Source organism: Rossellomorea aquimaris TF-12 (assembly GCF_001648555.1).
GTDB lineage: Bacteria > Bacillota > Bacilli > Bacillales > Bacillaceae_B > Rossellomorea > Rossellomorea aquimaris.
The window spans coordinates 13,426-34,252 of sequence record NZ_LQXM01000022.1; the positions used below are offsets into that span (position 1 = coordinate 13,426).

Here is a 20,827-nt window from a genome sequence, read left to right on the forward strand (position 1 = left end):
GTGTTTTTTTGGAAAAACATGAAAATTATATTGAAAGGGTTTACTTTATTTATGGAATCTTTAGGAGATACTATAATAAATACTCGTATTTCTTGTCCCTTTTTGATATGATAAGAGAGGTACGTACATCTGTTAAAGGAGAGATAACGATTATGTTAAAAAATATTGCAAGTATGATTGATCATACTTTACTTAAACCTGAATCAACGAAGGACCAAGTAGAAGTACTTTGTCAGGAAGCAAAAGAATTTAAATTCGCTTCTGTGTGTGTAAATCCAACGTGGGTTCAATATTCAAGTGAATTATTAAAAGGTACAGAAGTAAAAGTTTGTACAGTAATTGGTTTCCCATTAGGAGCTTCTACTCCTGAAACGAAAGCATTTGAAACAAAGGATGCTATTGAAAAGGGTGCAACGGAAGTTGATATGGTTATTAATATCGGCGCATTAAAAAGCGGTGATGATGAACTTGTGAAACGTGATATCGAAGCTGTAGTTGCTGCTTCAAAAGGTAAGGCACTTTCAAAAGTAATCATTGAAACTTGTCTATTATCAGACGAAGAGAAAGTGAAAGCATGCAAATTAGCTGTAGAAGCTGGAGCTGATTATGTAAAAACATCAACAGGATTCTCTACTGGAGGAGCGACTGTTGAAGATATCGCTCTTATGAGAAAAACTGTAGGACCAGATCTAGGTGTGAAAGCTTCTGGTGGAGTCCGTTCTGCTGAAGATGCTAAAGCAATGATCGATGCAGGAGCTACTCGTCTTGGAGCGAGCTCTGGAGTGAAAATTGTACAAGGTTTAACAAGTGATTCTGATTATTAATAACTATAGAAAAGCTGAATGAGGCTATGCCTCATTCAGCTTTTTTTGGTAGGTGAAGATTTTCAATGAAACGGGCGAATGAATGAGCAAATGGCAGAACTAGAAGGGAGCATAGGATATTAAAAATTACACTGGCATGAGCGAGCTGTAAATCTGGAGAATGGGCTAAAGATTGAACAACGGATCTTAAAATGGGAATGAGAGGGAGAAAGAATAAAACTCCTAATACATTTAGCCAAATATGTGCATAGGCTGTCAATTTGGCCTCGTTCCCGCCGCCGATGCTGGCTATAAATGCAGTAATACAAGTTCCGATATTCGCTCCAAGCATAATAGCAATTCCTGCATCCAAATCAATGGAGTTAGCAGCAAGAAATCCCATCGTTACGCCTGTCACTACCGTGCTTGATTGAATAGTGGCAGTTAAGATACATCCAATGAATAAAGCAAGAAACAGGTGTTCATTTACTTCAAGAATATAGGATCGTAATGACTCATGTTTTGTTAATGGTGTTGCTAACCATTGAATAGCCTGTATAGAAGTGAAAATCAGTCCAAAGCCGATACATATAAAAGCAGTACTTTTCAATGTTGGAGAAGGAAGAGCATACATAATAACTCCCAAAACCATAGAAGGGATAATAAGATAATTCATATTTAAAGTGAACATTTCAAGGGTAAAGGTAGTACCAATGTTAGTACCAAGCATTATGCCAATTGTTTGCCTAAAAGGAATAAGTCCAGAAGAGGCAAGTCCAACAGTTAACACCATTACTGCTGAACTACTGTGAATAAGAGCAGTGACAATGGTACCAGTGAAAACCCCTTTAGTAGCTGTGTTTGTTAAGTAGTGGAGCACGGATTTAATTTTCGTGTTTGCAATATTAAAGAGGCCAGTTCTTAACCAGGTCATACCGGTTAAAAAACATAATATAAAAAATATAAAGGCAAGTATATGTAATAGCATGTTCCTCCTCCCTTTTAGACGAGAATTCTACTTTCATTTATATAATGTATGGGAAAAGATAAGAGACATGCCTATTTAAACAAGCAATTATATAGAAATTGTTGACCTATCTCAAGACATATATTATAATGGCAAAGTACATGGATTTCTTTATGTAAATAAAGAATTTCATCCAAGAAAGACATACACTTTCTGTCCCCTTGTGACAAATACAACAAGGGCGAAGCCATACCTATTGGTGAAGTAAAGGACGTTAGAGCTTAAATGATCTTACGTCTAGGAAAAATGGACCTATCCATTTTCTTGACTTGAACATGTAAGTGTAGTGTGTTCGGAGGGAGGGAAAGAGAGATGTCAAAAACAGTTGTTCGTAAAAACGAATCGCTTGAAGATGCTCTTCGTCGCTTCAAACGCTCAGTTTCTAAAACAGGAACTTTACAAGAGTTTAGAAAGCGCGAATTTTATGAAAAGCCAAGCGTAAAACGCAAAAAGAAATCAGAAGCAGCAAGAAAACGTAAGTTCTAAGAGAGGGTGTAAGCATGAGTCTTCTCACTCGTTTAAATGATGATATGAAACAAGCGATGAAAAATAAAGAAAAAGAGAAACTTTCTGTTATCCGTATGCTTAAGGCTTCACTTCAAAATGAAGCGATTAAACATGGAAAACAGGAACTCTCTGAAGACGAAGAGTTGACTGTCCTTTCTCGTGAAGTGAAGCAAAGGAAAGACTCCCTCCAAGAATTTAGAAACGCAGGTCGTGAAGATCTCGTTGAGAAAATTCAAACAGAACTGACTTACGTCGAAATATATATGCCTAAACAGCTTTCAGAAGAAGAGGTCTCAGCCATTGTTCAAGAAACAATGGTTGAGGTAGGTGCTACTACTAAAGCTGATATGGGTAAAGTGATGGGAGCAATCATGCCTAAATTAAAAGGGAAAGCCGATGGAGCTCTCGTCAACAAACTTGTTCTTCAACATCTATCATAAGATAAAAAACCGAGAAGCCTTTGTGGCTTCTCGGTTTTTTATTGTTCAATTGTTGTTTAGTTGGATCGTATTATTCATATTGTTCATATTTGATAATAAAGTGCCCAAGGTGGGAATTATATTTAAAAGTTGATAAAAAAGCGGTTACGGAAATGGAAGTTGAAAATAAAAGTTGAAAAGTTAAAAATAAAACTTCGAAAGTTAAAAATAAAAAGTCAAAAGTTGAAAATAAATCATGAAAAGTTGATAATATACATGTCACACCTTTCTTTTAGACTCATATCGGTACTGCTTTACCCGTTTATCAGAGCCTGCCACCAGTAAAACAATTTTCAGGTAGTTTTTTTCCTCTATTTTGATGACTCTTAATGATTAGCTTCACAATACATATAATAAAGACCGAGCCCGACCGCTATACATACCATTATTATTAAAAAGTTGAAACTATTTCATTAGGTCATACGTACATAGAGTATCAAGGAATATTATTGAAACGAGGGGGTTAAGGTGAAAAAAAGTATACTTATTTTTATCATGATGTTTTTGGGGTTTAGTTTTCTACAGCCCCTTATAAGTTCCGCTGAGAAAGAAAAAAAAGAAGTATACGTTATCCCAATTCACGAAGAAGTAGAGAAAGGTCTTCATGCGTTTTTAAAAAGAGCTATAAATGATGCAGAAGCCAACAATGCTGAACTTATTATTTTTGATATCGACACTCCGGGGGGATTGGTTGATGCTGCTGGTGATATAGGTCAGCTTCTCGACGGGATCGAGACAAAAACGATTGCACTTGTGAATAACCATGCACTATCAGCAGGTGCTTTCATTGCGTTACATGCAGAAGAGATTTATATGGTTCCAAATGGTCAGATGGGGGCAGCAGCAGTTATTGATCAAGCAGGAAATGCTGCAGATAAAAAAGCTCAAAGCTATTGGCTGTCTGCAATGAAGAGTGCTGCTGAATCAAATGGAAGAGATCCTCAATATGCTCTGGCAATGGCAGATGAAACTGTTGAAATAAAAGAGTTAGGGATAGACAAGGGTGAATTATTAACATTAGGTTCTAAAGAAGCGAAGGAAATTGGCTATTCCGAGGGAACGGTTAAGAATCTAGATGAGCTTCTTCAAAGTCTTAACATTGATAAAGCATCTGTTAAAGAAGTGGATGAAACCTTTGCTGAGAAATTGGCTCGTTTTATTACCAATCCGATTGTAGTTCCTATTCTCCTTTCATTAGCAAGCTTAGGTTTGATAGTTGAACTTTATTCACCGGGGTTTGGGATTGCTGGTTCAATTGGATTAGCTTCTCTTCTATTATTCTTTTATGGTCATTTAGTTGCTGGCCTAGCTGGATATGAGACCATTATTCTTTTCATTATTGGTGTTCTCCTCATCGTAGCTGAATTTTTCCTTCCAGGGGGAATAGCAGGAGCTCTAGGAATTATTGGGATTCTGGCTAGTATCCTTTTAGCGGGGGGGAATGTAGTGCAAATGGGGATATCACTTCTTATCGCTTTACTTATTGCTGTTATTGCTATGATTATATTTGTAAAGGTGTTTGGTAAGCGAATGAAAATTTTCAATAAAATAATATTAAAAGATTCTACCAGTACTGAAAGTGGTTATGTATCAAACGCTAATCGTCTAGAACTGATTGGGAAGATAGGCGTGACAAAAACGGCACTAAGACCTTCTGGAACGATTATCGTTGAGGATGAACGAATAGACGCTGTTTCTGAAGGTGGATTCATTCAAGCAGACCAAAAAGTGAAAATCGTGAAAGTAGAAGGTTCCCGTATCGTCGTAAGAGATATTTCATAAAATTCAGGAGGTAACAAACATGGTTATAGGACCAAGTACGATTTTATTGCTCGTGGCTATAGTGGTAGGAATTATTGTATTAGCCGTTTTATTCACATTTGTTCCAGTGATGCTTTGGATTTCAGCAATTGCAGCTGGTGTAAGAATTAGTATCTTTACATTAATCGGAATGAGACTTAGACGTGTTATTCCAAGCAGGATCATTAATCCACTAATCAAAGCCCATAAAGCAGGAATTAGTGTAAGTATTAATCAACTGGAAAGTCATTACTTAGCAGGCGGTAACGTAGACAGAGTTGTCAATGCTTTAATTGCAGCTCATCGTGCTAATATCGAATTATCATTTGAACGCTGTGCAGCCATTGATTTAGCAGGAAGAGACGTATTGGAAGCTGTACAAATGAGTGTAAACCCTAAGGTGATTGAAACACCGTTTATTGCGGGTGTTGCTATGGACGGTATTGAAGTGAAGGCAAAAGCACGTATTACCGTTAGAGCAAACATTGACCGATTAGTCGGTGGAGCTGGTGAAGAAACAATCGTAGCACGTGTTGGTGAAGGGATTGTTTCCACAATAGGTTCTTCTGATAATCATAAAAAGGTTCTTGAGAATCCAGATCTAATTTCACAAACCGTTCTTTCAAAAGGATTAGATGCAGGAACAGCCTTTGAGATTCTCTCCATTGATATTGCTGATGTTGATATCGGTAAGAATATAGGTGCTGAGTTACAAACAGAACAAGCAGAAGCAGATAAGAATATTGCTCAAGCCAAAGCAGAGGAAAGAAGAGCGATGGCTGTTGCAAATGAACAAGAAATGAAGGCGAAAGTTCAAGAAATGAGAGCGAAAGTGGTAGAAGCTGAAGCAGAGGTACCATTAGCAATGGCTGAAGCGCTTCGTTCAGGTAATATTGGTGTAATGGACTACATGAACTTAAAGAATATCGATGCGGATACAGATATGAGAGATTCCATCGGGAAACTAACTGGGGATAAGCGCGATCCGCAAAATCCAACTGATGAATAATCTCCCCGTGTGAGGAAGGAGTACTCTCCATGGAAACATTAATTTTCGCGATTCTAATTGGGATCATCTCTACTATCTTTAATAAAGTAAAGGATGCGTCGCCAAAGGATAAACCGGTTAAACCAACACCGATTCAATCTGCTCCAACTAATCAATCTTCAGAAATGGAGAAGGAAAGCAGCAGAGATAGAGAAAGACGTCCGTCAGACAGAAGATCTTCTCTTCAAACTCGTTTTGAAGAAAAGAAGAAAGAGATAGAAAGTACTTATCAAAAGCAAGATGTTCGTTCTTCAAGAAGAATTGGTGGATCCAATGACAAGGTGAAAAAGAAAAGTAATGAGAAAACGCCAACTGTCTCTCTAGGTTTTGATAACCCGGATGATATCGTAAAAGGATTTATCTTTTCCGAGGTGCTTGGACCTCCTAAGTCAAAAAAATTACATCATCGAAAATAACAGTGATGAAACCTCTTTTCATTTCATAAATATGATATGAAAGGGGGTTCTTTTTTTATGGCAAAAAACTGGGTGCAGCAAATGCGCAAATGGATTACACAAACTATGGACTTACCTGAAGATGTCATGATGGACCTTCCTAGAATCACTATGATTGGACAAATTCATATCTACATTGAAAACCACCGTGGTCTGTTAACGTTTACAGATCGAGAGGTGCGACTTTTATTAAAACAAGGACAGCTGTTGATAAAAGGAGAACAAATTGTCATCAAGATGATTCTTCCAGAAGAAATCTTACTTCAAGGAAAAATTACTGAAGTTAACTATATCGAACAATAGGAGGGAAGGGTTTGAAGAACCATTGGATGACCTCTTTTAGAGGTAAAGTTTTCGTAAAGATGGAAGGTAGATTAATCGAACAAGCTATCAATCAATTGCTTCGTTCCAATATATCTATATGGAATGTAAAGAGGGCAGGAACTGAGACCATTACCTTCTATTTAGCCTTAGAGGATGTACATAACTTCAGAAGAGCAATTCGAACTTCACAGTGTAAAGTGACATTTTTGAGAGGTCAAGGCATCCCGTTTCTGCTAAAGCGTAGTATTAAGAATTCTGGTTTTGTTATAGGAGCAATAGTCTTCTTTTTCATCGTATTCATGCTTTCAAATATGGTTTGGGGTGTTCAAATTAAAGGAGCCTCTCCCCAAACAGAACATGCCATTAAAAAAGAACTTAAACAACTGGGAGTAGCAAAGGGAAAACTTCAATTTTCTCTTCCAAACGTTCAGGATATCCAAAGGGAGTTATCCTATCGCATGGATAATATCACTTGGGTAGGAGTTGAGTTAAAGGGGACGACCATTCATTTTCAAGTGGTTGAAAAAAATGCCCCTGAACCGGCAGAAACCACTGGAAAACAGCATATTATCGCAAATAAGGAAGCAATTATTGTAGAAATGTTTGTAGAAGAAGGGGACCCACAAGTAAAAGTGAACGACTACGTAAAAAAGGGACAACTACTAGTATCAGGCTTAATAGGAACAGAAAAAAAGCCTAAAGGTGTACCGGCAAAAGCAAAAATCATGGGGGAGACATGGTATAAAACATCTGTAGAGCTGCCGTTAGAAACACAATTCTCTGTATTTAGTGGAAATGAAAAGCGAAAGCATTATGTAGGGATAGGCTCATTTAAAGTACTTGTTTGGGGATTTGGAGAGGATGAATTTAAAGATTCCGTTGAAGAAGAAAATAAGAAGCCAATTCGATTTTTAAAGTGGGAGCTACCGTTTTACTATGTTGATCACAGTATAAAGGAAAAGGAAGATGTAGAAAGAAAATATACAAGGACAGAAGCAGTGAAGGCAGCTAAATCCTTAGCTAAGAATAACCTCAAATCATCTCTTCAAGAAGAGTCTGAAATCGTAAATGAAAAAATTTTGCAACAAAAGGTGGAGAATGGTAAAGTAAAATTAACTATTCACTTCAAAGTGATAGAAAACATTGCAATAGGACAACCAATTATTCAAGGAGACTAACGAATGTCAGATGAAATCTTAATGAAATTACAACTAGAAAATCCTAATGAAGCTATTGCTTTATTTGGCGTTTCAGATTCTCACCTTAAATTAATCGAACAAGAATTGACGGTTTCAATCGTAACTAGAGGCGAAGAATTGCTGGTTTCAGGTAAAGAAGAAAATGTAAGTCTAGCCCTTGAGGTTGCGGATCGTCTATTAAGTGTTGTGCGTAAAGGAATTAATATAAGCCAGAGAGATGTTCTTTATGCTACCCAAATGGGTAAAAAAGGAACATTGGAATATTTTACTGATTTATATAATGAAGAAATCACTAAAAATGCTAAAGGTAAGCCTATCAGAGTCAAAACTCTCGGACAAAGACAATACATTCAAGCCATCAAAAACCAGGATTTAGTATTTGGAATCGGCCCAGCCGGAACGGGAAAAACATATTTAGCTGTTGTCATGGCCGTAAATGCCCTGAAAAACGGTCAAGTAAAGAAAATTATTTTAACCCGCCCTGCAGTTGAAGCGGGAGAAAGCTTAGGTTTTTTACCAGGAGACTTAAAGGAAAAGGTTGATCCTTATTTACGTCCCCTATATGATGCACTGCACGATGTGTTTGGCCCTGAACATACAGCTCGATTAATTGAAAGAGGGACCATTGAAATCGCTCCATTAGCTTATATGAGAGGTCGTACACTGGATGATGCATTCGTCATCTTAGATGAAGCTCAAAATACGACTGGAGCTCAAATGAAAATGTTTTTAACTCGACTGGGATTTGATTCAAAAATGATCATTACAGGTGATCGATCACAGGTAGATTTACCTAGAGGTGCCGAGTCAGGCTTAATTTCTTCAGAAAGAATATTGAAAAATGTTAAAGGTGTTTCGTTCATTTATCTTGAACAAGCGGATGTAGTCCGACACCCATTGGTAGCTAAGATCATTAATGCTTATGAGCAAAATGAAAAATAAATATAAAAACTAGATTGATCCAACAAGTCAGGTTATTCCCAAAGTACAGATAAAGTATGAGGAAATGAATGCTGCTACTGGATCAATCTTTTTTATTGGAGTTTCACATAGAAAATAAAATTAAAAACTGTTATCATTTTACATAATTACTAAAATGTTTTTTTGGGAAAAGAGGAATTCTTTATGCAAACACACCCATTTTTACATAAAATAAGAAGCTTACTTAGTTACCGTCTCTTTACAAATATTCTTTTTATAATCTTGGCAATCATAGTCTTTGGAGTCCTATATGGAAATGTTAAACCAAAAACCCTTGATATTAGTTTATACGAAGAAGCTCCAGCTACAATCAGAGCGCCAAAAACTGTTACAGATGAGGAGGAAACAGAAAAGAAGGTAGAACTTGCTGTTAGTGAAGTTGGGAAAGTATATACTCCTAAAGAAGGAGTAATTAATAATTCAGTTACTCTTTTAAGCTCTTTGATTGATAGTGTATTAGAAGTAAAGAAAGAGTCTGAACCAACAGTGCAAAAAGATGAAACAGAAAACCCAAGGACCGCTATTAATACTGCAGACCAGCTGAAGAAGTTAAAAACGAAATTACCTACAAATAAAAATAATAATGTAACAAAAACATTAAATGATAAAATCTTAACCACTCTTCTAAATTCATCAGAAGAAGAATTGGAGAGAGTGGAAAATGTTGTTTCAACTCAAATGAAGGTCATAATGGAAAATAAGGTTAAGGAAGAAGATCTCGAAGAAGCTAGGCTAAACTTGGAGCAAAGAATCGCTACTTTTTTCAAAGATGATTTATTAAAAGCTTCCGTTGCCCTCGGAAATGTAGCCATGGAGCCTACTGAATATTATAACGAAGAGAAGACAGAAGAATTAAAAAAACGAGCTAGGGATAATGTATTGCCAGTGAAAATTCTTGAAGGAGTTGTCATTGTTAAGGACGGAGTCCTGATTACACCTGAGATTTATGAAACCCTAGAAAAGTTAGGGATTCTTGAAAATACATATTCTAAGAAGCCTATTATAGGCTTAGGAATATTCATTATCGTCATTATCAGTACCCTTTATTATTTTTTCTATACATTGGAAGTGACAGAAGAACGAAAACAAAATTATCTCATTTTAACGAGCATTATTTTTGTCATTTCATTGTTAATAATGAAAATCGTTGGGTTAATGGAGCAGCTGGATATTAATGATATTGCCTTTATATTTCCTGCAGCCTTTACAGGAATGATCTTGCGTATATTATTAAATGAACGAATAGCCATGTTGATGGTCTTTATTCTTGCTGCATGTTCAAGTATTGTATTTAGTAAGCCTTTTTCTGGAGGCTTTGATATTGAGTTGGCTATATACACACTATTTAGTGGGGTATCAGGAGTATTATTTCTAGTAAGTCGAAATCAGCGGTCGAATATTCTCCGTGCTGGAATTTATGTAGCTCTTGTAAACATTCTAATTCTTGCCTTTTTAGTTCTATTAAGCAATGCTCAATACTCCAACAGTGAATATGTTTACTATCTAGTCTTTGCATTGGTATCAGGAATCAGCTCTTCCATTTTAACCATAGGATTTTTACCATTTTTTGAAGCGGGTTTTGGCATATTATCTTCTATGAGATTAGTAGAGCTATCAAGCCCAACTCAGCCTTTATTAAAGAAGCTGTTGACCGATGCGCCAGGTACATACCACCACAGTGTAATGGTTGCGAATTTGGCTGAGGCGGCTTGTGAATCGATTGGAGCTAATGGGTTGTTAGCTAGAGTAGGTTGTTACTACCATGATGCGGGTAAGTCGAAGCGCCCTCACTTTTTTATCGAGAATCAGATGAATATGGAAAATCCCCATGATCGAATATCTCCTGAGACGAGCAGGGATGTCATTATTAATCATGCGTCGGATGGTGGGAAAATGCTCCGGAAACATAAACTGCCTAAGGAGATTGTTGATATCGCTGAACAACATCATGGTACAACATTATTAAAATATTTTTATTATAAGGCAAAGGAACAGGGGAAAGATGTAAAAGAGGAAGATTATCGTTATCCTGGTCCAAAACCTCAAACCATTGAAACTGCCGTCATTAGTATTGCTGATAGTGTAGAAGCGGCAGTTCGTTCGAAGAAATCACCTACACAGGATGAAATCAAACAACTTATCCAATCCATCGTACAAGAACGTTTACAGGATGGACAATTTAATGAATGTGATATTACACTAAAGCAATTAGAAACAGTAAAATATTCTCTTTATGAAACATTAAATGGGATATTTCATCCGAGAATTGAGTACCCAGAACTTCAAGCAGAAGGAGAAGAAAAATGAGCCTATTAATCGACTTTATTGATGAAACAGAATCGTTAAAAATAGAAGAAACAAAATTAGTAAAAAACATTTTACACTTCGCAGCTGAAAAAGAAAAGATTGAAGAAAATAGTGAAGTGTCCGTTACGTTCGTTAACAATGAGCGAATCCAAGAGATTAATCGTGATTATCGGGAGAAGGACCAACCAACGGATGTTATTTCGTTCGCTCTTGAGGAATTAGGAGAAGACGAGGTAGAAATCGTTGGTGGGGAAATTCCACGAGTGCTTGGAGATATTATTATTTCTGTTGATAGGGCAAAGGAGCAAGCAGAGGAATACAATCACAGTTTTTCAAGAGAATTAGGGTTTCTTGCACTACACGGCTTTTTGCATTTATTAGGATATGATCACATTGAGCAAGAAGAAGAAAGAGAAATGTTCCAGAGACAGAAGGATATTTTAGATGAATATGGACTCAAAAGAGACTAAGTTCGGTTTTTTAAGATTCATACGGTCATTTGGATATGCTATAAATGGACTTAAAGCAGTGTGGGCATCAGAGCAAAATTTTAGAATTCATGTATTTACAGGCATACTCGTATTTGTATTGGCATTTATACTTTCTGTCTCGATAACAGAATGGATCATTTTAATTATTTTAGTTTTTGGTATGGTGTCTCTTGAAACGATGAATACCGCAATTGAGAAGACTGTCGATCTGACTGTGAAGGAATTTCATCCCTTAGCGAAAGTGGCAAAGGATCTGGCTTCTGCAGCAGTATTATTGTTTGCCCTATGTTCGGCCATCATTGGTTTCCTCATTTTTATTCCTAAACTATATGATGCTGTAAAAGAATTTTTCTAAAAGGCTCTTTTATCAATCTTTAATAAAACTTTTTTCTTAAAGATCACCTATAAGATAATTTAGTGACAGAGTTTCATAATGAAAAATGATTTGTGGTAAACAAAAGGGAATCATCTCGGCTTTCTTAAAAGAAGTTGTTTTCATTTAAAAAATCCATGCTGAGAAAGTTAATTGAAGCGGAAGGTGCTCGACTCCTGCGGGAGAAGAGTGGAAAGTTGAGACCCCGCAGGGCAAAGCCCGAGGAGGCTCAACTCACGCCCCGCGGAAAGCGAGAACCTCTCGCTGCAATCAACCACTACTTGCTTTTTAAAAAACAACAAAGTTTACGAATAGAACCTTAATTAAATAGAGACTGTTTGAAAGAAATTGTACATTTTCTTTCAAACAGTCTCTATTTAATTTGAAAACGTTCTTATAGTTGTATAGAATATATGAACATGCCATTAAAAACTTTTGGTAAATAGTTTGAATTATCTAACTATTTTATTACAAAATGATAACAGCCCATTTTCTTTTATCAAAGTTGTAGTAAAATGAATATGTAAGAGTTAAAAGGAGAGTTAAACGAATGAACGCAGAACAATTAATTCAAGAAGCTAAACTAGCAAGAGAAAAAGCATATGTACCTTATAGTAAATTCAAGGTTGGAGCGGCTCTTCTCTCAAAAGACGGTAAGGTGTATCATGGTTGTAATATCGAAAATGCTGCTTACAGTATGTGCAATTGTGCTGAACGAACAGCTCTATTTAAAGCTTACTCAGATGGCGATAAAGAATACTCAATGATCGCAGTGGTAGCTGACACAGCAAGACCAGTTCCTCCTTGTGGAGCATGCCGCCAAGTAATATCTGAACTCTGTTCCCCGGAAATGAAGGTAGTTCTAACGAATTTAAAGGGCGATGTTGAACAATTAACAGTTGCTGAATTATTACCTGGAGCATTTTCACCGGAGGACCTAAATGAGTAATATAGAAACAAATGCACAACACAAATCAGGTTTTATCTCCATTATCGGAAGACCAAATGTTGGAAAATCCACGTTCTTAAACCGTGTTATTGGCCAAAAGATTGCCATTATGAGTGATAAGCCACAAACGACACGAAATAAAGTTCAAGGCGTATACACAACAGATGAAGCTCAAATGATTTTCATTGACACACCTGGAATTCACAAACCTAAGCACAAGCTTGGAGATTTCATGATGAAAATCGCTCAAAACACCTTAAGAGAAGTCGATGTCATTCTTTTTATGGTGAATGCAGAAGAGGGATTAGGGAAAGGTGATCATTTTATTATTGAGAAGCTAAAAGGTGTGAAAACACCTGTTTTCCTCATTCTTAATAAAATAGATCAAATTCACCCAGATGAATTATTGCCAATGATTCAACAATACAATGATTTGTATCCCTTTACAGCAACAGTTCCTATTTCAGCATTAGAAGGAAATAACGTGGATAATCTTTTGAGTTTATTAAAAGAGCATTTGCCAGAAGGGCCACAGTTTTACCCTGCCGATCAAATTACAGATCATCCAGAACGCTTTATCGTTTCAGAGCTTATTCGCGAAAAGGTATTACACCTTACCAGGGAAGAAATTCCTCATAGCATTGCAGTTATGATCGATAAAATGGAAAGAAAAGAAGGTAAGGGTCTAATTGATGTAATGGCGACTATCATCGTAGAGAGAGATTCACAAAAAGGAATTGTCATTGGAAAACAAGGAGCTATGCTGAAAGAAGTTGGCAAACGATCTCGTGTTGATATTGAAAATTTATTAGGCTCAAAAGTGTATTTGGAATTATGGGTAAAGGTGCAAAAAGATTGGCGTAATCGTTCATCAACCCTGCGAGACTTTGGCTTTAATGACGAAGAATATTAATCGTTGAACTTAAATCTAATAATGAAATTAACAATATTTAGAGCACATTTTTTAGAGGATAAATGCTCATTCTAATCACAAGAAAGCTTTTAAAGTCTTGCTAGTTTAAATCCAGAAAGGTGGGTTTTTTATGTTAGACTTAACTTGGAAATTTTTTTCGCAAACAGGAAGTATTGACACTTATTTGCTATTTAAGGAGCTAGAAAAGGAAAACATGAATGAGCCTTTTAGCTTTGATGAGGAACTAGCAGAAGTTGATTTTCCTTTAACGTAATAAGTTTGTCATCACCCCGGACAGAATGATTTCGGGAGGTGTCAAAATGCTACAAAAATGTGAAGGAATTGTTATTAGAACCAATCACTATGGTGAATCAAACAAGATTGTAACTGTATATACACGTGAATTTGGCAAAATTGGAATGATGGCTAGAGGTGCAAAGAAGCCTAATAGCCGTCTTTCCGCCATTTCACAGTTGTTTACATATGGTTATTTCCTTTTTATTAAAAGCAGTGGATTAGGTACCCTGCAACAGGGTGAAATGATAGAGTCTTTACGGCATGTTAGGGAAGATTTGTTTAAAACTTCTTATGCCACCTACATAGTAGAACTTCTTGATAAAGGCACGGAAGAACGTAAGCCAAATCCTTTTCTTTTTGAATTGCTATATAAAACCTTAAATTATCTAAATGAAGATTATGATCCGGAAATATTGATGCATATATTTGAAATGAAAATGCTTCCCGTTCTAGGTCTATATCCTAATTTGAACGGGTGTTCTGTCTGTGGAGAAGCAGACGGGAGTTTTGCTTTTTCATTTAAAGAGAATGGATTTATATGTCATAGATGTTTAAGTGAAGATCCCCACCATTTACCTATTTCTCAAAGCACCGTGAAGCTTTTGAGGGTCTTTTATTATTTTGATATCAATAGGCTTGGAAATATATCTGTTAAGGACGAAACAAAACTTCAGTTAAAACGGGTAATTAGAACTTATTATGATGAAAATTCAGGCTTAACTCTAAAGTCCAGGAGGTTTCTAGACCAAATGGATAACCTTAAGGATTTATTCTAGTGTAAAAAAAGCGAATTTGTGATGATAAGCGAACTCATATCCTTATGAGTTCGTTTTTTTTATGCTTTTTTATTACTCATTAATTAAACTTTGTTAAAAGAGATTAAACAAAAAGAATCGCCAATATAATTGGCAATTCTCTTTGTATTCTTCAATGATTAAAATGTAATTTTCTCTAAAAGAAATGCTTTAACGTCCTTAATTGGCATTCTTACTTGATCCATGGAGTCACGGTCACGGACAGTTACTTGACCATCTTCCATAGAATCAAAATCGAATGTTATACAGAAAGGAGTACCAATTTCATCTTGTCGACGATAACGTTTCCCAATCGATGCAGTTTCGTCAAAATCGATCATTAAGTCCTTTGATAATTCTTCGTATACTTTAAAAGCATCATCAGATAATTTCTTTGATAACGGAAGCACAGCAGCCTTGTATGGAGCAAGAGCTGGATGGAAGCGTAGAACGGTTCTTGAATCATTTTCTAGCTCCTCTTCTTCATAAGCATCACATAGATATGCAAGTGTCACACGGTCAGCTCCTAAAGACGGTTCAATGCAGTAAGGAACATATTTCTCGTTTGTTTGAGGGTCCATATAATGAAAATCTTCTTTAGAGTGTTCCATATGACGTTTTAAATCAAAATCTGTTCGATCTGCTACGCCCCATAGTTCTCCCCATCCAAATGGGAATTTATATTCAATATCGGTTGTTGCGTTGCTGTAATGGGATAACTCATCCTCATCGTGGTCACGTAAGCGCATATTGTCTTCTTTCATCCCTAATGAGAGCAACCAGTTTTTACAGAACTCACGCCAGTAAGAGAACCATTCAAGGTCTTCGCCTGGTTTGCAGAAGAATTCTAATTCCATCTGTTCAAATTCACGAGTTCTGAAAGTGAAATTACCTGGTGTAATTTCATTTCTGAAACTTTTTCCAATTTGGGCGATTCCAAAAGGCATTTTTTTACGCATGGAACGTTGTACGTTTTTGAAGTTTACAAAAATCCCTTGTGCTGTTTCAGGACGTAAGAAAATTTCGTTTGTTGATGATTCTGTTACACCTTGATGAGTTTTAAACATTAAATCAAATTGACGGATATCAGTGAAATCCTGACTCCCACAATCAGGGCAAGCGATGCTATGCTCCTTTATGATTTCTTCCATTTTCTCAAAGGAAAGTCCATCAACAATCATTTCAATTCCTTTTTCTTCAAGAGCATTTTCAATGATTTTATCTGCACGATGACGTGTTTTACACTGCTTACAGTCAATCATCGGGTCATTGAAGTTACCAACATGTCCAGATGCTACCCAAGTTTGAGGGTTCATTAGGATGCTTGCATCAAGGCCAACATTGTAAGGAGATTCTTGAACAAATTTTTTCCACCATGCTTTTTTAATATTATTTTTCAATTCAACTCCCAGTGGACCGTAATCCCACGTATTTGCGAGACCTCCATAGATTTCAGATCCAGGAAATACGAATCCACGATGTTTAGCTAAGTTTACTACTTGTTCCATTGACAATGGAAATCACTCCTTAGGAATTTTTATAATAAAAAAGCTCGTCCCTAGGCTAATGCCTAGGGACGAGCTTGATACTCGCGGTTCCACCCTAGTTGATGCACATGAAAAATGTACATCCACTTTCAAAAGATAGCTCAGGATTGCCTTTTTCATTGCTCTCTAGGCTTTCACCATCCCTAGTCGCTTATGTATGCAAGTACTTATAAATCCTTCATAGCTAAAGTATTTGATTGTAAGATGAAAATATTTTATCATGCAAAATAAAAAATAACAACAGTTGTCACGAAGTGGAGAAAAAATTTGATGTTTGCCTTAAAAAAAGATAATCTTTGTAAAGTGAAATTTAAATATAGTGTGAACTCAATGAAATGATAATATTCTCTTTTCATTTTCGATTAATAGTATATAATATTTCTTATAAAGTATAACATAATAAAACGTTTGTTCGTTAGGTGGTGAGTAACAATCGAACTTAATAAACGCCAAGAGCATATTTTACAAATCGTTAAAGACAATGGACCTATTACTGGTGAACAAATTGCTGATCAGTTAAACTTAACAAGAGCTACTCTGAGACCGGATTTAGCCATTCTAACGATGGCAGGTTATCTAGATGCAAGACCTAGAGTGGGGTATTTTTATACAGGCAAAACTGGAACTCAGTTATTAACAGAAAACCTGAATAAACTTTATGTAAAAGACTATCAATCTATTCCAGTAGTGGTAAATGAAAATGTTTCGGTGTATGATGCCATTGTATCCATGTTTTTAGAGGATGTTGGAACCCTATTTGTTGTGGATGCCAATTCTTATTTAGTCGGTGTACTATCTAGGAAGGATTTATTGAGAGCAAGTATAGGAAAACAAGAACTTAGTACACTCCCAGTGAATATCATAATGACAAGAATGCCCAATATTACAACATGTGAAAAAGATGATCTACTGATTGGGGTTGCGAAAGACTTGATTCACAAACAAATCGATTCCGTTCCTGTTATTAAAAAAACGGACAATGGTGACCTTGAAGTAACTGGAAGAATTACGAAAACAAATATAACAAAAGCATTTGTGTCATTAGCAGATGAATATTAGAAGGTGGTGAACGATCGTGAAAGAACCTATTATTTATGTTGTATCCGATTCAGTAGGGGAAACAGCTGAATTAGTTACGAAAGCAGCCATTAGCCAATTTAATGGTTCCAATACGGTCATTAAACGCTTTCCGTATGTAGAGGATTTTGAACATATTGATGAAGTAATTTCCTTAGCCAAACTGAATCAAGGACTTATCGTATACACTTTAGTAAAACCGGATATGAGAGGCTATATTAAAGATCAAGCTGAAAAAGAAGAGCTTTATGCCTTTGATATTATTGGTCCTTTAATGGACAAATATGAAACCATATACAATAAAGAGCCTTTATTTGAACCAGGTACTGTACGAAAGCTGGATGATGATTACTTTAAAAAAGTCGAAGCGATTGAATTTGCTGTTAAATACGATGATGGTAGAGATCCACGTGGAATTTTAAGAGCAGATATTGTTTTAGTAGGAGTGTCAAGAACGTCTAAAACTCCATTATCTCAATATCTGGCACATAAAAGACTAAAAGTAGCCAATGTGCCTTTAGTTCCTGAAGTTGATCCACCTGAAGAATTATTTAAAGTTTCTCCAAAAAAATGTTTTGGGTTGAAAATCAGTTCAGAAAAACTCAATACTATTCGCAGAGAAAGATTAAAATCTCTCGGGCTAAATGATGAAGCCAGCTATGCAAACATAAAGCGTATAGAGGAAGAGCTGAAATACTTCGAGAGAATAACAAAACGAATTGGCTGTAATGTAATAGATGTTACGAATAAAGCTGTCGAAGAAACGGCAAATATTATTACTAATATCTATCAGCACTCCAAAGACTAAAATGTCATAAAAGAATGACCCTGTACTCCAAAGTGTGTACAGGGTCATTCTTTTATTTAACAAATTCAATGGCAGGAAATTTGTTTGGATTTTATAGTGGTCAAACTCGATTAATTATACTATAATAAAAAATTGTGATAAAAATATTTAAAATAGGTTTAGACTAAACTCTTAAGGAATAAACTAATTATTGTGATATGTCAAGTCTCGTCTTAATTAAAATTCGACATTTACAATCCAAATCTCTAGGAAAGTTTATAGAGAGAGAAGGAAAATACGGAGTGATGTAGAATAGTTAGTAATAGCGAACTTATGTCTACTGTTTATGTAGATGCAGATGCTTGTCCGGTAAAAAAGGAAATTATCAGTATTTCAAAAATTTATGACTTAGACGTAGTATTTGTTGCTTCGCATGCTCACAAAAAGAATACGCCAGATCAAGGCAAGTGGGTATATGTTGATAGTTCAAAAGAAGCGGCGGACTTGTATATTATGAACCATGTTCGAGCTCATGATGTACTCGTCACTCAAGATATTGGGTTGGCAAGCTTAGTTCTGCCGAAAAAAGTTTATGCCATCTCTCCTAGGGGAAAAGCCTACAAGGAAGAGAGTATTGTCACCGCTTTGGATTATCGATATGTCGCAGCAAAAGAAAGGCGTAAAGGGAATTATGGGAAGGGACCTAAACCTTTTACGAATGAAGACAGAGAAATGTTTCGTCTTCAATTCGACAAAATGTTGTCGAATATTGCAGGAGAAATGTAGTAATTACCGAATGGATAAAGAGGGTATATAAAAACAGGTGATAAATTGTGTCTGAAAGAATCCCTGAAGAAAAATTAAATAAAATTTTAACGTCTACAGATATCGTAGATGTTGTCAGTGACTATGTTCAACTTAAAAAGCAGGGTCGTAATTATTTTGGATTATGTCCTTTTCATGGTGAAAACACACCATCTTTTTCTGTTTCACCTGACAAACAAATATTCCATTGTTTTGGATGTGGTGCAGGAGGAAATGCCTTTACCTTCCTGATGGATGTTGATGGATTAACCTTTCTTGAGGCTGCTCAGAAGCTTGGCGCCAAAATAGGTGAGGAAATTTCTATTCAAACCTCCTCTACAGGAAACAGCCTTCCCCCACAGGAAGATGAAAAACAAATGCTTGAAGCACATGAGCTTTTGAGTAAATTTTACCACCATCTTCTTCTAAATACAAAGGAAGGTCAAGAAGCCTTGGAATACTTATTATCAAGAGGTTTTACGACTGAAAGTATTACTAAATTTCAAATTGGGTGGTCCTTACCAAGTTGGGATTTCACAGTGAAATTTCTTCAAAAAAGAGGATATTCTCTAGAAATAATGGAACAGGCTGGCCTGTTAGTTAGAAGAGAAAGAGATGATTCGTTTCTTGATCGGTTCAGAGGAAGAATTATGTTTCCCATTACCAATACAAAGGGAAACACAGTTGCTTTTTCTGGAAGAAGCATTGGTTCCAATGAAGAACCTAAATATTTGAACAGTCCTGAAACAAAAATTTTCAATAAAAGTAGTATTCTTTATCATTATCATGAAGCACGTGGGAGTATTAGACGAAAGCAGCAAGCAGTTCTTTTCGAAGGATTTGCAGATGTTATTTCTGCCAGTGAGGCTGAGGTGGAAAATGGTGTAGCGACAATGGGCACCTCTCTAACTGAGCAACAGATTGGTTTACTCAAGCGTTTAACCGACTCGGTAGTTATTTGTTACGATGGAGATGCAGCGGGAATTCAAGCTGCATTCAGAGCAGGGAATCTTCTCGTTAACCATCAAATGAATATACGTATAGCTACAATACCTGAACAATTAGACCCTGATGACTACATTTCGAAGTATGGTGCAGAAAGGTTTCAAAACGATGTAATAGGGGCAAGCTTAACGTTCATGGCATTTAAATTACGTTACTATAAGCTAAATAAAAACCTAAATGATGAAGGAGATCGCCTTAATTATATAGAAGACATACTTAAGGAAATTACGCAACTGAGTAAAGCAGTTGAAAAGGATTATTATTTAAGGTATTTAGCAGAAGATTTTGATTTATCATTAGATGCTCTACAACAGCAATTATTTGACCTGGAAGGTTCTACTCAAAAGAAAGCTAATTCGTCTAAACCAGTTCAAACTCAACGACCGGTTAGTAAAAAAGTGGAAACAAAATTGTTGCCAGCTTACCAAACCGCAGAGAGAAGATTAATTGCTTACATGCTAAAGGATTCGAATGTTGCATATAAAATTCAGGAGTGGCTAGCAGGGAAAAATCTTAATATTGATGAACACCAAGCTATTATTACGTATTTATTTGGTTATTATGAAGAAGGGCTACCTCCTAATGCTAGTGCCTTTATAGGATATCTCCCTGATGAAAGGCTTCGTAGAATTGTAACTGAAATAGAAATGATGTCTCTTAGTGAAGAAAGTACGGAGCAAGAATTATTGGATTATGTAAAACAGGTGTTAAAACATCAAAAGATGTTGAAAATAAAAGAAAAAGAAACCGAAAGAAAAGAAGCAGAAAGACACAAGGATTATCGTAAAGAAGCACAGATCGCAATGGAAATCGTACAGTTGCGTAAGTCTCTATAAAGTATTGTAAGGAAGTTGGAAGGA

General features: G+C 36.1%; 22 protein-coding genes. 20 read left to right on the plus strand and 2 right to left on the minus strand.

All coding sequences use genetic code 11. From position 1 onward, the window contains the following. Positions 1-152: 152 nt before the first annotated feature. A complete protein-coding gene (deoC, locus tag IQI_RS04255) occupies positions 153-824 on the plus strand; it encodes a deoxyribose-phosphate aldolase (RefSeq protein ID WP_064091445.1) in 672 nt (223 codons plus the stop codon). Positions 825-855: 31 nt separating this feature from the next. Here deoC and IQI_RS04260 read toward each other — a convergent pair whose 3' ends face one another. Next, on the minus strand, positions 856-1,791 hold the full coding sequence (locus IQI_RS04260; protein WP_064091446.1) for a Na/Pi symporter: 936 nt from the start codon (positions 1,789-1,791) through the stop codon (positions 856-858). A gap of 351 nt (positions 1,792-2,142) precedes the next feature. On the opposite strand from IQI_RS04260, the gene rpsU reads away from it, so the two are divergent. From rpsU to recO, 15 genes are all read left to right on the plus strand, one after another. Continuing rightward, the gene (gene rpsU / locus IQI_RS04265) at positions 2,143-2,316 is read left to right on the plus strand and encodes a 30S ribosomal protein S21 (RefSeq protein WP_032087602.1); all 174 of its coding nucleotides are present in this window, start codon (positions 2,143-2,145) and stop codon (positions 2,314-2,316) included. A gap of 14 nt (positions 2,317-2,330) precedes the next feature. Continuing rightward, positions 2,331-2,777, plus strand: coding sequence for a GatB/YqeY domain-containing protein (locus IQI_RS04270; RefSeq protein ID WP_064091447.1), 447 nt, complete (start codon positions 2,331-2,333; stop codon positions 2,775-2,777). 537 nt (positions 2,778-3,314) lie between these two features. After that, positions 3,315-4,598, plus strand: coding sequence for an NfeD family protein (locus IQI_RS04275; protein ID WP_231893382.1), 1,284 nt, complete (start codon positions 3,315-3,317; stop codon positions 4,596-4,598). 25 nt (positions 4,599-4,623) lie between these two features. Then, on the plus strand, positions 4,624-5,625 hold the full coding sequence (floA, locus tag IQI_RS04280) for a flotillin-like protein FloA (protein ID WP_064091604.1): 1,002 nt from the start codon (positions 4,624-4,626) through the stop codon (positions 5,623-5,625). Positions 5,626-5,654: 29 nt separating this feature from the next. Further along, positions 5,655-6,080: a hypothetical protein gene (locus tag IQI_RS04285; RefSeq protein ID WP_064091448.1), complete on the plus strand. Its 426-nt coding sequence runs from the start codon at positions 5,655-5,657 to the stop codon at positions 6,078-6,080. Positions 6,081-6,137: 57 nt separating this feature from the next. Next, positions 6,138-6,422, plus strand: coding sequence for a sporulation protein YqfC (gene yqfC, locus IQI_RS04290; protein ID WP_064091449.1), 285 nt, complete (start codon positions 6,138-6,140; stop codon positions 6,420-6,422). An 11-nt stretch (positions 6,423-6,433) separates the two neighbouring features. Beyond that, complete coding sequence (gene yqfD / locus IQI_RS04295) at positions 6,434-7,621, plus strand: sporulation protein YqfD (protein ID WP_064091450.1); 1,188 nt, start codon at positions 6,434-6,436, stop codon at positions 7,619-7,621. Positions 7,622-7,624: 3 nt separating this feature from the next. Continuing rightward, the gene (locus IQI_RS04300; RefSeq protein ID WP_064091451.1) at positions 7,625-8,584 is read left to right on the plus strand and encodes a PhoH family protein; all 960 of its coding nucleotides are present in this window, start codon (positions 7,625-7,627) and stop codon (positions 8,582-8,584) included. A gap of 183 nt (positions 8,585-8,767) precedes the next feature. Further along, complete coding sequence (locus IQI_RS04305) at positions 8,768-10,930, plus strand: HD family phosphohydrolase (protein ID WP_064091452.1); 2,163 nt, start codon at positions 8,768-8,770, stop codon at positions 10,928-10,930. Beyond that, entirely contained in the window at positions 10,927-11,400 is a 474-nt protein-coding gene (ybeY, locus tag IQI_RS04310) for an rRNA maturation RNase YbeY (protein ID WP_064091453.1), read from the plus strand. Before IQI_RS04305 ends, ybeY begins: the two co-directional genes overlap by 4 nt. Further along, entirely contained in the window at positions 11,375-11,776 is a 402-nt protein-coding gene (locus tag IQI_RS04315; protein ID WP_064091454.1) for a diacylglycerol kinase, read from the plus strand. Before ybeY ends, IQI_RS04315 begins: the two co-directional genes overlap by 26 nt. A 568-nt stretch (positions 11,777-12,344) precedes the next feature. Beyond that, complete coding sequence (locus tag IQI_RS04320; RefSeq protein ID WP_064091455.1) at positions 12,345-12,743, plus strand: cytidine deaminase; 399 nt, start codon at positions 12,345-12,347, stop codon at positions 12,741-12,743. Further along, on the plus strand, positions 12,736-13,656 hold the full coding sequence (era, locus tag IQI_RS04325; protein ID WP_064091456.1) for a GTPase Era: 921 nt from the start codon (positions 12,736-12,738) through the stop codon (positions 13,654-13,656). Before IQI_RS04320 ends, era begins: the two co-directional genes overlap by 8 nt. Positions 13,657-13,786: 130 nt before the next feature. Then, positions 13,787-13,930, plus strand: coding sequence for a YqzL family protein (locus tag IQI_RS20130; protein WP_064498964.1), 144 nt, complete (start codon positions 13,787-13,789; stop codon positions 13,928-13,930). 46 nt (positions 13,931-13,976) lie between these two features. Beyond that, the gene (gene recO / locus IQI_RS04330) at positions 13,977-14,729 is read left to right on the plus strand and encodes a DNA repair protein RecO (RefSeq protein WP_064091457.1); all 753 of its coding nucleotides are present in this window, start codon (positions 13,977-13,979) and stop codon (positions 14,727-14,729) included. Between the two features lie 158 nt (positions 14,730-14,887). Here the strand turns inward: recO and IQI_RS04335 are convergent, their stop codons facing one another. After that, positions 14,888-16,255 (minus strand): glycine--tRNA ligase, encoded by a 1,368-nt coding sequence (locus IQI_RS04335; RefSeq protein ID WP_064091605.1) that lies wholly within the window; start codon positions 16,253-16,255, stop codon positions 14,888-14,890. A 471-nt stretch (positions 16,256-16,726) separates the two neighbouring features. On the opposite strand from IQI_RS04335, the gene IQI_RS04340 reads away from it, so the two are divergent. The 4 genes from IQI_RS04340 to dnaG all read left to right on the plus strand — a co-directional run bounded on the left by IQI_RS04340 (position 16,727) and on the right by dnaG (position 20,803). Further along, complete coding sequence (locus IQI_RS04340; protein ID WP_064091458.1) at positions 16,727-17,353, plus strand: helix-turn-helix transcriptional regulator; 627 nt, start codon at positions 16,727-16,729, stop codon at positions 17,351-17,353. A gap of 13 nt (positions 17,354-17,366) precedes the next feature. Continuing rightward, entirely contained in the window at positions 17,367-18,179 is an 813-nt protein-coding gene (locus IQI_RS04345; RefSeq protein ID WP_064091459.1) for a pyruvate, water dikinase regulatory protein, read from the plus strand. Positions 18,180-18,491: 312 nt separating this feature from the next. Next, positions 18,492-18,944 (plus strand): YaiI/YqxD family protein, encoded by a 453-nt coding sequence (locus IQI_RS04350; protein ID WP_064091460.1) that lies wholly within the window; start codon positions 18,492-18,494, stop codon positions 18,942-18,944. Positions 18,945-18,991: 47 nt separating this feature from the next. Further along, complete coding sequence (dnaG, locus tag IQI_RS04355) at positions 18,992-20,803, plus strand: DNA primase (protein ID WP_064091461.1); 1,812 nt, start codon at positions 18,992-18,994, stop codon at positions 20,801-20,803. Positions 20,804-20,827 lie beyond the last annotated feature (24 nt).